Raw genomic sequence first — 14,308 nt, forward strand, 5'->3', positions numbered from 1 at the left:
CAAAGTGCGCCCACTCTCGCCTCGGGAAAGACCTTCCGGCCCCGTCTGGTGGGCGGGGGCGGGGGATGGTGCTTTCTTCCCCCCCCGCGGTGTGAACACGCTCAGCGGGACCTGCCCTGCGCCCCGAGCCGGTGCCGTACGGCCAGGACGAGCACGGCCGTGGCGAGGACGGCCGCACCGCCCAGCCGCAGGATCGCGTCGTAGGCCTCCTCGGGCGACCGCTGCGGCGTCATCGCCGAGATCCCCGCGGCGGTCGCGGCCAGCGCGATCGCCCCTCCGGTGACCAGGAACGTCAGCAGCACCCCCGATGCCTCCCCGGCCCTCGCCGGCGGGACGAGCTGTTGGGTCGCCACGCTGGCGTAGGTCCAGCCCAGCCCGAGCCCCAGGCCGCACCACGCGAACACCGGTACGTACAACCACCAGGCGGTCACCTGGGTCAGCGCGTACATCCCCGTGCCCGCGCCGATCCCGGCGAGCGCCATCACCGTGGTCGGCCGCAGATGCCGGCCCAGCCGCGCCCCCAGCGGCCCGCTGAGTGCCACCAGCAGTGCCGGGGCCAGGAAGACCGTGCCGGCCAGGAGCGGCGAGAGCCCCCGTACGCCCTGGAGGTAGAGGGTGGCGAGGAAGACGGTGACGCCGTACCCCATGTTCGTGAGCGTGCCCATGCCGGTGACCAGGACGTACGGGACGTCGCGGAACAGCCCCAGATCGATCAGCGGGTGCCGCGCCAGCCGCTCCCGCACCAGGAAGAGCCCGCCGCTCACCACCGCCACCGCGAAGCCGAGCAGGACGCGAGCACTGCTCCACCCCCAGGCGTCCGCGCGCTCCACGGTGAGGGTGAGGGCGGCCAGCGCCCCGACGATGAGGGCGCAGCCGAGCAGATCGAGCTCGCGCGGCGCCGACGCGTCGCGCGAGTCCGGGACGTAGGCGAGCGCGGTGAGCAGCGAGAACAGGCTCAGCGGCGCCATCAGCCAGAAGATCCAGCGCCAGCCCGGCCCCTCGGTGAACCCGCCGCCCACGAAGGGCCCGATCGCGGTCCCGATGTTGGCGACGCCGAACACGGCGCCCAAGGCCTTGGCCCGGGACTCCTCGGGAAAGGTGTTGGTGATCACGGACACGGCCACCGGGAAGACGAACGCCGCGCCCACCCCCTGGGCGATCCGGGCCCCGACCAGCGGACCGAGACCGGGAGCCAGCGCGCACCCCACGGTTCCGGCGGTGAACAGGGCGGTTCCGGCCAGCAGCGTGCCCCGTCGGCCGAAGACGTCCCCCACCCGGCCGCCGACGATGAAGAAGCAGCCGATGGCGAGCATGTACGCGGACAAGGTCCACTGCGCGGCCGACACCGTGACGCCGAGCTCCGCGGCGATCCCCGGAATGGCGAGGTTGAGCGCGAAGAAGTCGAGCTGGATGCAGAACAGGGCGACGGCCACCGCGATAAAGGCCCCCTTGCGCGCCGCGGTGGAAGTCTCTGCGCGCATGAGGCGCGATCCTCTCAGCGGTCACATCAGCGGTCAGGCGTCGGGCGTCAGGCGGCAAGCGTCAGGCGTCAGGCGTCAGCGGGGCGCTACGGCACCGGAGTCCGGCGACTGCTGGAGCCCGGAAGCGTCGACGGCCTCGAAGTCCGAACCCTTGAAGCCCTTGAGCGCGTTGAGCTGGTCATTGTCCCAACCAGGGTTCTCTTCACCGGTGAGGTACCAGGCCGACCCGTTGTCGGCGACGATGGCCCCGTACTTCTTCAGCGCCTCGGCGACGGCCAGCGCCTGAGGGCCCAGGGCCGAGGTGTCCACCGAGCTCTTGAGCCGCAGCCGCAGTCCCATGGGAGGCAGCGACTCGTCCGCCGCGGAGCCCGCCTGGTGCCGTGCCGGCCAGACGTAGCTCTGATCCGTACGGGGCACGGTCATCCGGATCGCGTGGTCGACCAGCCCGCCCGCCGCCTCGTCGTAGCGCACCAGACCGGGCAGGATGGCGAGGCCGGCGGCATCGGCCGACGTCCAGCCGGCGGGCCGCAGCTCGTTGCTCCGCAGGTCGAAGACCGCGCCCGAACCGGCGTGCCAGGCGTTGTCGCCCTGCGCGCTCGCGTTCCAGAGCTCGTACGACTTGCACAGGGCGCGGTCCCAGACGACGACGTGGCGGTCCCCGGAGCTCGCCGGACCGTTTTCGATCCTGGCGTCCTGCGGGATCCGGTACCCGGACGCATCGCTTTCCTCGGCGATGTCCAGCGAGACCTTCGATTCCGGAACCGTCGTGTCCGAGACGGTGATGGGAATGCCGAAGGGCTCGCCGTCGATGAGACCTGCCCCGAAGTCGGGGTGCAGGGGCTCCGCGGCACCGATCGAAGAGACGTACCGGTCCGAGCTCGGGTGCACGGGAAGCGTGTCCACGGGAGCGTGCCAGAAGCTGTCCGGCGGAGCGGTCCGGCAGGAACCGTCCTGCGGCCCGGCGGCGACCGGGGCGCCCGCCGCGAGGGAAACCGCCGGGCCGGAAGCCGCGTACCCGGACACCAGACACGTGGCGGCGACGGCGGAGACAACGGCGACCACGGGGATCCGACGACGCCTTCGGCGACGTGCGGCTGCGCACTTCGTTGCCATGGCCTCACCTCATCCGGAGGATCCACTTCCAGCGTAGGCACGTTCCGGCCACGCTGCCCTGCAGCCCGCCGGAATCCCGCCCGCGGTGCTTCCGGGGGAGGGCGGCAGGTGGCTCGGGCGGCGCGTGGTGTGCTCCTGGCGCCCCGCGAGTGCTCCCGGTTGCCCGTTGTGGCCCGGGGGACGTCCTGCGTTCAATGAGATGGGTCGAGCGATCCCATTTCCGCGGCCCCCGTGCAGGCCGTCCGACTGCCCCGCCCCGCCCTCGGCGTTCCGTACCTCGCACCTCGTACCCCGTATTCCTTGCCGCGTTCATCTGCTGCTTCAGTGTCGCCCTGCCGCCACGTCGCGCCCTGTCCGGAACCGGAGGTGGGGCATCCACTCCCCGAACACGAGGTGATCACTGTTGACAGGAACACGGACGCACCACACCGCCCACATAGACGGCCGCGGCCGTGGCCGCGGCCCGGGAACGGACGAATTCGATGTGCGCTCAGCGGAGTTCATGAGCCGCTTCGGCCTGGGCGGAGGAGCGGCTCGCAGCAGGCGGCTGACCACGGGGCTGAACCGGATCGCGGTGAGGATCGCACCGTACGCCGACCCGTTCGCGGCCCAGTTGCTCAGCGACCTCGCCGCGTGGGTGTTCGCCTTCGACGACCTCTGCGACGAGGACCTCCCGAGTCTCACCTCCATCGAGATGCTCACGATGGTCGCCCGGCTCCAGCGGACGATCGAGGCCCCCGAGGTTCCCCTTGACGCAGACCCCTTCGGTCTGGCCCTGCGCGACATCCGGCTCCGCTTGGATGCGATCGCCACACCCGTACAGGTCAGGAGGTGGATCGACTCGATGCGCGGCTACTTCCTCGCCGAGGCCGGCATCGGCGCCGACACGACCGCAGCGGGAGACCCGCAGGCCGTGAGCGACTACCTGCTCACCCGGCTGCATTCCGGAGCCGCCCTGGCCGTACCCGTGCTGCTCGACACGATCGGTGTCGCCCTGCCCGCACCGCTGTGGGAGGACCGGCGCATCCGCGCGCTGACCGAGATGGCGGCGGGGATCGTGGTCGTGGACACCGACATCCACTCCTTCGCGAAGGAGAACGAACGCGGCAGCCGCAGCGGGAACCTGGTAGCGCTCCTGGACGGCCCGGCCGGACCTGGAGCCGGACCTGGACGCAGACCCGGACCCGGACGCAGACCCGGCCCTGGAGATGGACAGGGCCTGCAAGCCGCTTCCACGCTCAGAGACTTGATCATGCATCGGTTCCTGCAGCTGGGCCGGCAGACCGCGAAGGCCCCGGCGGACCCCCGGATCCAAGGCCATCTGGACGCACTCACCCAGTACATCCGCGGTGTGCGGGACTGGTGCGGGGCGACCTCCCGCTACTACCCCGGGCAACTGGACGGTACCCACCACCAGACCCGTCGAGTCGGGACCGCAGCCCGCCCACCGGACGGTGCCCCCCTCTCGGCCCCGCCGATCGCGTCGATCGCATGGTGGTGGGCGGTCGACGGTGCCCCGCCGGCGTCTCCTTGACCAGGGATCAGGATCAGATCAGGAACAGGGACCCGGCGCCCGCCCCGGGCCCCTCGTCATACACCGCCGCGCCAGATGTTGTCGAAGGCCGCGTTCTCGATGGCCCGGCGCTGCCGTACGGACGCCAGTTCCACCAATGCGTCGTTCACGGCGGCCAATACGGTCGCGACGCTGTCGTCGGCCACGTCCGGAGCGTCAGCGGACCGGTCGTCGTCGCCGCCCTCGAGTGCCTGAGCCAGGAGAACGAGGACGGGATCCTCGGACCTCCACCGCTCCTCGGCCCGACGGCGGGCGGGCGAATCGGCCGGCATCAGCTCACCGGCGCGGAGGGAGAACCCGCGGCGGGGCTGCCGTACGAGCTGTCCTTCCTTCTCGAGCACGGCCTGGTAGCTCGCGGACAGGCCCTGCCCCCTGCGCCACAGCCAGTCGGCGACGGACTCGTAGGGCGCCTCCCGTACGAGCGACGCCGCCGCGGCGTCCAGCAGGGGGTCACCCAGTGTCGTTTCCTCGCCCGGCACGATGTGGTCACCGTCCAGCCCGATGGCCCGGGCGGCAAGGAGATCGACCACCTCGGCCCCCGCGAGCGCGAGCGACAGGTCACCCTGCTCGGCAGTCCGGCCGGACTCCACGTCCATAGAAATGATCAACAAGTCCCGCGGTGTGGTCATCAAGGGCTCCTCTCAACCGTGCAGGCAGGGCGCCGGCCAATTATCGATCAGCTCGGCCACCTGTGGGCGGCCCCGCCCCCGACCGTTCGCAAGACGTCACATTCACCGCCGGCATCAGGAGGCCCGCGGCCCACAGACACCTTCGGGAACGGGGAGAAAGCTGACAACGCCGAGAGCGGACGGCTACGCCGAACGGACCGCCCATCCCACCGACGGGCGCGGCCAGCTCATCTCCCTCACCGACAGGGGCCGCACCTTCCTCGCCCAGCGCGAGGGAGCGGGCCACGACCTCCTCCTCCGGCGACTGGCCGAAAGCCTCACTCCCGCGCAGCTGGACGCCCTCAGTCAGGCCCTCCCGGCGCTGCGGCGCCTGGCCGAGGACTGGCCGTGCGCCACGTGAGCCCAGAAACCGGTACCTGTACCTGTACCTGTACCTGTACCGATACCTGTACCGGTACCTGTATCTGCTATCTGCACGACCAGCGAAGGAAGACACTCGCATGTCCGAGATCACGCTCGACAAGAACACCGCCCTGGTCCTCATCGACCTTCAGGAGGGGATCCTGGCCCTGCCCGTGGTCACCCCCGCCGAGAGGATCCTCTCCAAGGCGGTCCAGCTCGCCGTTGCCTTCCGCGCGGCCGACCTGCCCGTGGTCCTCGTCAAGGTCGCCTGGTCCCCGGACGGGGGCGACCTGCCCACCCTTCACACCGACCGGCCCGGCCTGACCACCGCGCCTCCGGCCGGGTTCTCCGTGCTCTCGGCCGAGCTGGCCACCGGCGCGAACGACATCATCGTCACGAAGAGGCACTGGGGCGCCTTCACCGGCACCGAGCTCGACCTTCAGTTGCGCCGACGCGGCATCAAGCGGATCGTCCTCGCCGGAATCGCCACCAGCATCGGTGTCGAGTCCACCGCCCGCTCCGCCTGGGAGCACAGCTACGACCTCGTCTTCGCCGAGGATGCCACCACCGACATGGACGCGGACGCGCACGCCCACAGCTTCGGCAAGATCTTCCCCCGGATCGGCCGGGTCCGCTCCACCGACGAGATCCTGACGGCCCTCAAGGACCTCGCGGCCTGACCCCACACCAGGGCCTCCTCCGCTACGGGAGCAGCTCCAGGGTGATGTGCGGGGCCAGCGCGCGCAGGAAGTCGTCCGCGTCGAAGATCTCGCCCGCGGAGGCGACGCCGACCGTACGGGTGCGGCCCGTCAGGACGCGCTCCATGGCCTCCACGACGAGGGGGGCCGTGACGGCGTAGATGTCCTGCCCGCGGGCCACGGCGCGGCGTTCCGCTCCGTGCGCCCGCACGACCGCGTCGACGAGGAAGGTCTGGTCGGACCGTCCGCTGTCGTCGGCCGCGGCCGGAGCCGGCGTGCCGGGGGCCGCGATGTCGCGCACCGCCTCGACCGTCATGTACGTGGTCACGTCCGGGATCGACAGGTGGCTGGGCACGGTCACCACGTCGGCCATCGTGAACTCCCCGATCACCTGCCGGGGACCCATCGGCTCGGGGAACGGCCACTCCAGGGTCGGTGCGGCGTCGGTGCGGTACTCCCACTGCCCGCCCGCGTAGCGCATGCGCCGCTCACCACGCCGCTCCCGCGAGACCGCGCCCGAAAGCCGCGTCCCGGCGGTGGGGTGCCAGCTGCTCAGGGCGTACGCGATGTGCGCCTCCCCGGCCTCGGTCCAGTCGCCCATCGCAGCGGTGGCCAGCAGGTCGCCCAGACCGCCGAAGAAGGCCATCGCCGGGACGATCACCGCACCGGCGTCCCGCGCCCGGTCGGCGAAGTGCGCGAAGGTGTCGATGTTGGCCTCGAGCTCGGCGGCCACGTCCAGGTAGGGGATCCGGGCCCGCAGGGCCGCCTCGATCACCGGTCCGGTCGTCGAGGCGAAGGGCCCCGCGCAGTTGATCACAGCGGCCGTTCCGGTCAGCGCGCGGTCCAGCGCGTCAGGGTCTTCCACCGTCGCCGGCCGGGCCTCCAGGCCGGTCTCGTACGCCAGCGCCTTGAGCTTCTCGGCGTCGCGGCCCGACAGCACCGGCACGAACCCGCGCTCCACCAGTTCCGCCACCACGAACCGCCCGGTGTGCCCGTACGCGCCGAACACCGCCACCGTCTGACCTGATCCCATGGTCCCGCTCCCCTGTAATCGCCCGTACTCGTGCCCTTATGACCGCCGCCGGAACTCGATGCCCGCCTCGCTCCGTCATGAACATCCTGTCGCGGAGCACCACCCGCCCACCACTGTCCGGAACGACACGACCCGTACACTTCCGGACATGCCCAACGTCGCGCTGGCCGTCACCGACGGCATGCTGCACTTCGAGTTGTCCCTGGCCTGCGAGGTCTTCGGCTCCGACCTGACCCACCTCGTCGACCCCTGGTACGACTTCTCGCTCTGCGGACCGGGCGCCGTACGGCTCGACCGCTTCCGCCTGGAACCCGACCACGGACTCGACCACCTCGCGCAAGCGGACACCGTCATCGTCCCCGGCTGGGCCGACGTCGACCGGGATCCGCCGGCCGAGCTCATCGACGCGGTACGCGCGGCCCACCGGGCCGGCGCGCGCGTGGCCTCCCTGTGTACGGGCGCCTTCGTACTGGCCGCCGCCGGCCTGCTGGACGGCAAGCGTGCGACCACGCACTGGGCACACACGGAGGAACTGGCCAGACGCCACCCGCTCGTCACCGTGGACCCCGACGTCCTCTACGTGGACAACGGCAGCGTGCTGACCTCGGCGGGCAAGGCCGCCGCCATGGACCTGTGCCTGCACCTGGTGCGCCTGGACCACGGCTCCTCGGTCGCCAACAAGATTGCCCGCCGCCTGGTCGTCCCGCCGCACCGCGACGGCGGACAGGCGCAGTTCGTCACGACCCCCGTGCCCGCCCCCGGGAACCACCCGCTCGCCGACCTCTTCCCCTGGGCGCTGCAACGCCTGGGCGAACCGCTCACCGTGGAGGACCTGGCCCGCCACGCCCGGATGAGCTCCCGCCACCTGGGCCGCCACTTCAAGTCGGTGACCGGAACCACCCCGTTGCAGTGGCTGCTCACCCAGCGCATCCGCCACGCCCAGGAACTGCTGGAAGCCACCGACGACACCGTCGACACCATCGCGACGGCCACCGGCATGGGCACCGCCACCACCCTGCGCCGCCACTTCGCCCGCACGGTGGGCGTCCCGCCGGACACCTACCGCCGTACTTTCCGCTCCCGGACCGCCCCGGCCCCTACGACGGCGTGAGCGGATCCCCATCCGTTTCCGATCACATCGATCGATTCGATCAAAAGATTCAGGCAAACCGTTGACGCCGACGAAGAGCCCTCCCTAGATTCGCCACATGGCGACCCCCGAGGCCCTCACCCCGGCCCCCGAACCCCCATCCGCAGCACCGTCCGCCTGGTGGCGGAGCGCCGCGATCTACCAGATCTATCCGCGCAGTTTCGCGGACGGCAATGGCGACGGCATCGGTGACCTCGCAGGGATCCGCGCGCGGCTTCCGTACCTGCGCCGGCTCGGCGTCGACGCGGTGTGGATCAGCCCCTGGTACCCGTCCCCGATGGCCGACGGAGGGTACGACATCGCCGACTACCGGGACATCGACCCGATGTTCGGCACCCTGGCCGAGGCCGAAGCCCTGCTGTCCGAGGCGCACGACCTGGGCATCCGGGTGATCGTCGACATCGTCCCCAACCACTGCTCGGACCAGCACCCCTGGTTCCGCGCGGCCGTCGCCGCCGGCCCCGGCTCGCCCGAGCGTGCGCGCTTCTGGTTCCGGCCCGGCCGCGGCGAGCACGGCGAACTGCCGCCCAACAACTGGCAGTCCGTCTTCGGCGGCCCCGGCTGGCGGCAGGTCACCGAGGCCGACGGCGCGCCCGGCGAGTGGTACCTGCACCGGTTCGCTCCCGAACAGCCCGACTTCAACTGGGAGAACCCCGAGGTCCACGCGGAGTTCGAGTCGATCCTGCGGTTCTGGCTCGACCGGGGCGTGGACGGCTTCCGCATCGACGTCGCCGACAACCTCGTCAAGGACCCGGCGCTCCCCGACCACGAGAGCGGACCCAGTCCCTGGGCCGACCAGGACGGCGTCCACGACATCTACCGCGCCTGGCACGAGGTCCTCGACGCGTACGCCCACGAACCGGTCTTCGTGGGCGAGGTGTGGACCTCCGACCCGGAGCGCTTCGCCCGCTACCTGCGCCCCGACGAACTGCACACCGCGTTCAACTTCCCCTTCCTGCAGAGCCCCTGGGACGCTGCGGCCCTGCGCACGGTCATCGAGGCGACCCTCGCCGAGCACGCCCCGGTCGGCGCCGCCGCCACCTGGGTCCTCTCCAACCACGACACCACCCGCCACGTCACCCGCTACGGACGCGCGGACACCTCGTACGCCCTCGACGGCCGCCGCGTCCACGGCGTCCCCGCCGACCTCGGCCTCGGTCGGCGCCGGGGCCGGGCCGCGGCCCTGCTGACGATGGCCCTGCCCGGCTGCGTCTACGTCTACCAGGGCGACGAGCTGGGACTCGAGGAGGTCGAGGACATCGAGCCGGCGCTCCGCCAGGACCCGACCTTCTTCCAGACCGGCGGCGAGGACCTCGGCCGGGACGGCTGCCGGGTACCCCTCCCGTGGGGAGACGAGGCGCCGGACGCGAAGTCCTGGCTGCCCCGGCCGGCCGAGTGGGCCGCCCGGAGCGTGCGCGAGCAGAGCACGGACCCGGACTCGATGCTGGGCTTCTACCGCCGCGCCCTGGCACTGCGGTCTGCCGAACCCTCCCTCCTCGAAGGGCAGTTCGCCTGGCTCCCCGCTCAGCCGGGCGTGCTCGCCTTCGCCCGCGCCGCGGCAGGGTCCTCCGTACGCTGCCTGGTGAATCTTTCGGACGGACCGGTTCCGCTGCCCGAGCACACAGAAGTCCTGCTCTCCAGCGGGCACGTGGAGAACGGAGCCCTGCCCCGGGACACCGCGGTCTGGCTGCGCTGAAGGAGCCGCTACGGCGGTGGCGGGCCGGGTCTGCGGCCCGCGCCTCCGTGTCCGCCCGTACGGGCCCTGCGCGGCAGGGCGACGGCCGCCAGCGGCAGGGTGACGGCCAGGACGCAGCTCGCGACGGCGAAGGCCGCGGACGTGGCGGCGACGGTGACGACGCCGGCCGCGTCGGCCGTGTTCTCGTTGGCGGCCAGCACGACGGCCCCCGCCGCGGCCAGCCCGACCGCCCCGCCCAGCTGCCGGATGCTCTGCCGCAGGACGGAAGCGCCGGCCCGCTTGTCCGGGGGAACCGCGCGCATGAGTTCGGCGCTCAGGGCGGGGACCGGCAGGCCCATCCCGACCCCCGCGAGGAGCATCCCGGGGACCTGCCAGAGGTACTCGCGCGACGGCAGGGCGGCCGTCCAGGCCACTGCGCCGACGGTGGCCGCCACCAGGCCGAGCAGGACGGGCACCCGGACCGAGCGGGAGCGGTCCAGCAGATACCCGGAGAGGAAGGTGCCCGCAGCCGAGGCCGCGACCAGGGGAAGCAGACAGAGCCCGGTGGCCAGGAGCGAGAGGCCCATCGCCTGGCGCAGGTACACCGTGCCGTGCACCAGCACGATCAGCTGGGGTCCCTGCACCAGGAAGGTGAGCGCCACGGCCACGGTGTACGGGCGGATGCCCAGAAGCCGCAGGTCGAGGAGCGGCCGGGAGGACCGCAGCATGAGACGCACCGTCGCGCCCAGCGCCACGGCGCCCGTGGCGAGCGCGGTGACCGTCCTGGTGTCGGTGAAGCCCCAGACACCGCACTGGTAGAGCCCGAGGACGAGCACGACCAGGGAGAAGACCACCGCGAGGGGCTGGATCACGGACAGGGAGCCGCCCTCCGCGCGGTTGCTCACCCGTGCCCTGCTCATCATCCACAGGCACGCGGCGCCGACGGGCAGGTTGACGAGGAAGACGGAGCGCCAGCTGAGGAGTTGGGTGAGGACCGCGCCCACGATCGGGCCGAAGACGAGGAAGAGCTGTGCCAGGCCGGCGTAGACGGCCAGTGCCCTGCCCCGGGCGTGTTCCTCGTACACGTCCGTGATCACGGACGTGGCCACCGGCATCATCAGTGCGCCACCGATGCCCTGTACGGCCCTGACCGTGACGAGGTACGGCTCGGCGGCGTCACCCGGCGGGGCCAGTGCGCAGAGGCCCGACGCGAGGGCGAAGACCGCGGTGCCGGCCCGGAAGGTGGTCAGCCGGCCGACCCTGCGGGCCAGCATGCCCCCGACCGGTACGAACGCCGCCAGCGCGAGCACGTAGACGAGGACCACGCCGTGCATCGTGAAGGTGGTCAGCCCGAGGCCGCGCGCCATCGGATCGAGGGCCACCGCGACGACGGTCTGGTCCAGGCTGACCATCCCCCCGGCGCACCCGACGGCCGCGACGACGTAACGCTTGCGGGGCGGAGGCGGGCCTTCAGGCGAAGGGCGCGGCTGCGGGGTCGACTCCTGCTCCCGACGGTTCGAGCACCCCCGGAACACGGGGTGGGGCGGGCTGCGGGCCTGGTCCCGTGGCGGGACGGGGGCGGATCGCGCGGCCAGGTACCCGCGTCCGCCCAGTATGGGGCGGGACGCCCTACCCAGCGTGGACCGGAGGGTCGGGCGTGGCGGCAGTCAGAGGTGGAGCCGCACCCGGCGGCGCCGCCGCGCGGAGCGCCGCTCCCCTCGGGGCCGCCTACGCCGAAGGCGCGGACCGGATGCCGCCGAGCAGGAGACGCAGCTGGCCGGCGAGCCGGTCGGCGTCGATCGCTTCGGCGGAGGTGAGTGCGAGGCGCGCGAAGTGCTCCGCGCAGGCGACCAGCGCGTGGGCGAGGACCTCGGGGTCCGGCGCGGTCCCTCCGTCGGCCGGCGCGGCCTCTCCGACGCCCGGCGCGGACGCGATCCACGAGGCGACCCTGCGCCGGAACCGCTCCCGGTCCGCCTCGATGCGCGCGTGGACGGCCGGGGGAGTGGTCGCCGGAGTCAGCAGGATCAGGCGCCAGGTATCCGGGTCATCCCGCAGCATGGAGGCCATCCGGTGCACCGCCTCGCAGGCGAAGTCGACCGGGTCGCGGGTGCGGCGAGCGTCGGGAACGGATCCGAGCAGGCGGGTGAAGGCGCGTTCCTGCTGCCGGTCGAGGAGGGTGAGCAGCAGATCGTCGAGGTCGTCGAAGGCCCCGTAGACCACCGAACGCGCGACCTGCGCCCGCTTGGCGATCGCGTCGATGGAGACCCGGCCGTAGCCGTCGCTCACGATCACGGCGAGGGCCGCGTCGAGGAGTTGCTCGCGGCGTTCCGCGATCGGGACGCGCGGAGCGTAGGGGCGCCGCCTGCGCGGCCTGTCGCTTGGAGACGTCGGTGTCGACACCTTGGCATCTTACGACAGTCGTGTCTTAATTTAAGACAGTCCTGTCTTATTGGGGGAGCGGTACGCACCCGCTGCCAGGAACACGAGGAGCGGTCTGATGGCCCGACTGCACGGCAAAGAGGTCGAACCGCACGCGGACTACGGGTTCTTCGGTCCCGGATCGGTGGTCTGGAAGGTGTGGAGCTACCCGACGGCGCCCACGGTGGGCTTCCAGCGCTCCGTGGTCGTCGAGGAACTCGACCCGCCGCTGGTGGCCGCGGTCCACGGCACCCAGGGCATCTACGACCGCACGCGCACCCGCTACGACCGCACGCTGCGCTACTTCGCGATGGTGGCCTTCGCCGGCACGGACCAGGTGTGCAAGGCGGCGGACGTCCTGGTGAAGGTCCACTCGAAGGCCATCGGCCAACTGCCCTACGGCGAAGGCACCTACGACGCCAACGACCCCGCCTCGCAGCTGTGGATACAGCTCACCGGCTGGCACTCGATCCTCTACGCCTACGAGAAGTACGGGCCCGGCAAGCTCACCGCCGAGGAGGAGAAGGAGTACTGGGAATCCTGCGCCCTCGCAGCGGAGTTCCAGACCTGCTCACCCGAAGACGTCCCGCGCGACCGCGCGGGGATCCGGGCGTACTTCGAGAGCATGCGCCCGCGGCTGGAGGCCAGCCCGATCGCCCGGCAGGCCATGAACCACCTCCTGAACACCGACCTCGTCCTCCCGCCGACCCCGTGGTGGATGAAGCCCGCGCGGATGGTCGTGGCCAGGACGCACCGGATCGCCACCATCGCCACGATGCCGCGCTGGATGCGGGAGATGGCGCAGATCCGGCAGTCCCGCCTCCTGGACGTCCTCGTCGTACCGGTCATGCGGACGTCCTTCGCGCTGGCCCACCTCAACCCCCGGGTCGAACTGTTCCTGCTGGGGATGCTCTCCCCCTCCACGGTCAAGGTGGTCGCGCCCGTCAAGCTCGGCGTGCCGCCCCGCACCAAGGAGGTCCTCACCCCCGAACAGGCCCGCACCCGCCACGGCTATGTGAAGCCCGCCGAGGCGCACGCCGAGTTCCGGGCCCGTCAGGCGGTACGCGTCTTCGGCGACGGGAAGCCCCCGAGCGACCAGGGGCTCATCGAATCCCAGGAGGTGCTCGGCCCGCTGGCCTGATCGACGGGACGCCGCCGAGACCGGGAACCGGCCGCAGGGCCAGTTGCCCGGTTCCCCCTCAGTGGTGCGTGGACTGCTCGTCGAGGGGCACGCCCAGTTCGTCGGCCAGGCCGGTGAGGGTCGCCCCGAGGGGGAGTGCGACCCGGGTGGCGGCGTGGCGGTCGCCACGGGTCGGATCCCGGTTGACGATCAGGACGGGCTTCCCGGCCTGCGCCGCCTGGCGGACGAACCGGAGCCCGGACATCACCGTGAGCGAGGAGCCCAGGACCAGCAGCGAGGTCGCCGCGTCGACCAGCTCGCGGCAGTGCCCGACCCGCTCCGCCGGCACGCTCTCGCCGAAGAACACCACGTCCGGCTTGAGGATGCCGCCGCACAGCGCGCAGGGCACCGGGCGGAAGTCCCCGACCTGCTCGTCGGTGAGATCGGCGTCACCGTCCGGGTTCAGTGCGGCGTCGGCCGGCTCGAAGCCGGTGTTGGCCTCTTCCAGTCGTCGGGCGAGTTCCCGGCGGGGGCTGCGGGCTCCGCAGGAGAGGCACACGACCCGGTTGAGGCTTCCGTGGAGTTCCACCACTGCCTGGCTGCCGGCGGCCTGGTGCAGTCCGTCGACGTTCTGGGTGATCACGCCGGAGAGCAGCCCGCGCCGCCCGAACGCCGCGACGGCCCGGTGTCCGGCGTTGGGCGCGGCCTGCCCGAACGTGCGCCAGCCGAGGTGGCCGCGCGCCCAGTAGCGGCGCCGGGCCCGAGCGCTGGAGGTGAACTCCTGGTAGGTCATGGGCGTGTGCCGGCGCAGGCTGCCGCGCTCACCCCGGTAGTCGGGGATGCCCGACTCCGTGGACATCCCGGCCCCGCTGAGCACCAGCACCCCGCCGGCCCGCAGCGCGTCGGCGACCGGCCCCGGGTCCGTGGTGCCGGGCGGCAGGTCCGCGGTCGGGGTCCAGCTCAAAGTGGGACGCGTACGCATGCAGCCAGCGTACGGAAGCGACGGGACCATCGGC

The 14,308-nt window shown here is 72.0% G+C and carries 12 protein-coding genes; 5 read left to right on the forward strand and 7 right to left on the reverse strand.

Going from position 1 to position 14,308, the window contains the following annotated elements; translation table 11 throughout:
* Nucleotides 1-101: 101 nt before the first annotated feature.
* Nucleotides 102-1,481, reverse strand: coding sequence for an MFS transporter (locus ACFWBW_RS34060; protein ID WP_385381050.1), 1,380 nt, complete (start codon nt 1,479-1,481; stop codon nt 102-104).
* 75 nt (nt 1,482-1,556) lie between these two features.
* On the reverse strand, nt 1,557-2,543 hold the full coding sequence (locus ACFWBW_RS34065) for a hypothetical protein (protein ID WP_385381053.1): 987 nt from the start codon (nt 2,541-2,543) through the stop codon (nt 1,557-1,559).
* A gap of 553 nt (nt 2,544-3,096) precedes the next feature.
* On the opposite strand from ACFWBW_RS34065, the gene ACFWBW_RS34070 reads away from it, so the two are divergent.
* Nucleotides 3,097-4,128, forward strand: a complete 1,032-nt coding sequence (locus ACFWBW_RS34070; RefSeq protein ID WP_385381056.1) for a terpene synthase family protein — start codon at nt 3,097-3,099, stop codon at nt 4,126-4,128.
* 56 nt (nt 4,129-4,184) lie between these two features.
* Here the strand turns inward: ACFWBW_RS34070 and ACFWBW_RS34075 are convergent, their stop codons facing one another.
* On the reverse strand, nt 4,185-4,796 hold the full coding sequence (locus ACFWBW_RS34075; protein ID WP_385381058.1) for a GPP34 family phosphoprotein: 612 nt from the start codon (nt 4,794-4,796) through the stop codon (nt 4,185-4,187).
* 500 nt (nt 4,797-5,296) lie between these two features.
* Here ACFWBW_RS34075 and ACFWBW_RS34080 point away from each other — a divergent pair, with 500 nt between their 5' ends.
* Entirely contained in the window at nt 5,297-5,878 is a 582-nt protein-coding gene (locus ACFWBW_RS34080; RefSeq protein ID WP_385381061.1) for a hydrolase, read from the forward strand.
* 22 nt (nt 5,879-5,900) lie between these two features.
* On the opposite strand, the gene ACFWBW_RS34085 is transcribed toward ACFWBW_RS34080, so the two are convergent.
* Entirely contained in the window at nt 5,901-6,929 is a 1,029-nt protein-coding gene (locus ACFWBW_RS34085) for a saccharopine dehydrogenase family protein (RefSeq protein ID WP_385381064.1), read from the reverse strand.
* Nucleotides 6,930-7,077: 148 nt separating this feature from the next.
* Here ACFWBW_RS34085 and ACFWBW_RS34090 point away from each other — a divergent pair, with 148 nt between their 5' ends.
* The gene (locus tag ACFWBW_RS34090) at nt 7,078-8,040 is read left to right on the forward strand and encodes a helix-turn-helix domain-containing protein (protein ID WP_385381066.1); all 963 of its coding nucleotides are present in this window, start codon (nt 7,078-7,080) and stop codon (nt 8,038-8,040) included.
* A 97-nt stretch (nt 8,041-8,137) separates the two neighbouring features.
* Nucleotides 8,138-9,775 (forward strand): glycoside hydrolase family 13 protein, encoded by a 1,638-nt coding sequence (locus ACFWBW_RS34095; protein WP_385381069.1) that lies wholly within the window; start codon nt 8,138-8,140, stop codon nt 9,773-9,775.
* 8 nt (nt 9,776-9,783) lie between these two features.
* Here the strand turns inward: ACFWBW_RS34095 and ACFWBW_RS34100 are convergent, their stop codons facing one another.
* Both ACFWBW_RS34100 and ACFWBW_RS34105 read right to left on the reverse strand, forming a co-directional pair.
* Nucleotides 9,784-11,166 (reverse strand): MFS transporter, encoded by a 1,383-nt coding sequence (locus ACFWBW_RS34100; RefSeq protein ID WP_385381072.1) that lies wholly within the window; start codon nt 11,164-11,166, stop codon nt 9,784-9,786.
* A 316-nt stretch (nt 11,167-11,482) separates the two neighbouring features.
* Nucleotides 11,483-12,154, reverse strand: a complete 672-nt coding sequence (locus ACFWBW_RS34105; protein ID WP_385381075.1) for a TetR/AcrR family transcriptional regulator — start codon at nt 12,152-12,154, stop codon at nt 11,483-11,485.
* 97 nt (nt 12,155-12,251) lie between these two features.
* On the opposite strand from ACFWBW_RS34105, the gene ACFWBW_RS34110 reads away from it, so the two are divergent.
* Nucleotides 12,252-13,313, forward strand: a complete 1,062-nt coding sequence (locus tag ACFWBW_RS34110; RefSeq protein WP_385381078.1) for an oxygenase MpaB family protein — start codon at nt 12,252-12,254, stop codon at nt 13,311-13,313.
* Nucleotides 13,314-13,371: 58 nt separating this feature from the next.
* On the opposite strand, the gene ACFWBW_RS34115 is transcribed toward ACFWBW_RS34110, so the two are convergent.
* Complete coding sequence (locus tag ACFWBW_RS34115) at nt 13,372-14,274, reverse strand: NAD-dependent protein deacetylase (protein WP_385381081.1); 903 nt, start codon at nt 14,272-14,274, stop codon at nt 13,372-13,374.
* Nucleotides 14,275-14,308: the final 34 nt, after the last annotated feature.

Source organism: Streptomyces sp. NPDC059957 (assembly GCF_042730015.1).
Lineage (GTDB): Bacteria > Actinomycetota > Actinomycetes > Streptomycetales > Streptomycetaceae > Streptomyces.

Bases quoted from the DNA above. Each gene is read 5' to 3' on its own strand.
- ACFWBW_RS34060 (WP_385381050.1), bottom strand. From the start codon at position 1,481: ATGCGCGCAGAGACTTCCACCGCGGCGCGCAAGGGGGCCTTTATCGCG.
- ACFWBW_RS34070 (WP_385381056.1), top strand. From the start codon at position 3,097: ATGAGCCGCTTCGGCCTGGGCGGAGGAGCGGCTCGCAGCAGGCGGCTG.
- ACFWBW_RS34075 (WP_385381058.1), bottom strand. From the start codon at position 4,796: ATGACCACACCGCGGGACTTGTTGATCATTTCTATGGACGTGGAGTCC.
- ACFWBW_RS34080 (WP_385381061.1), top strand. From the start codon at position 5,297: ATGTCCGAGATCACGCTCGACAAGAACACCGCCCTGGTCCTCATCGAC.
- ACFWBW_RS34085 (WP_385381064.1), bottom strand. From the start codon at position 6,929: ATGGGATCAGGTCAGACGGTGGCGGTGTTCGGCGCGTACGGGCACACC.
- ACFWBW_RS34090 (WP_385381066.1), top strand. From the start codon at position 7,078: ATGCCCAACGTCGCGCTGGCCGTCACCGACGGCATGCTGCACTTCGAG.
- ACFWBW_RS34095 (WP_385381069.1), top strand. From the start codon at position 8,138: ATGGCGACCCCCGAGGCCCTCACCCCGGCCCCCGAACCCCCATCCGCA.
- ACFWBW_RS34100 (WP_385381072.1), bottom strand. From the start codon at position 11,166: ATGGTCAGCCTGGACCAGACCGTCGTCGCGGTGGCCCTCGATCCGATG.
- ACFWBW_RS34110 (WP_385381078.1), top strand. From the start codon at position 12,252: ATGGCCCGACTGCACGGCAAAGAGGTCGAACCGCACGCGGACTACGGG.
- ACFWBW_RS34115 (WP_385381081.1), bottom strand. From the start codon at position 14,274: ATGCGTACGCGTCCCACTTTGAGCTGGACCCCGACCGCGGACCTGCCG.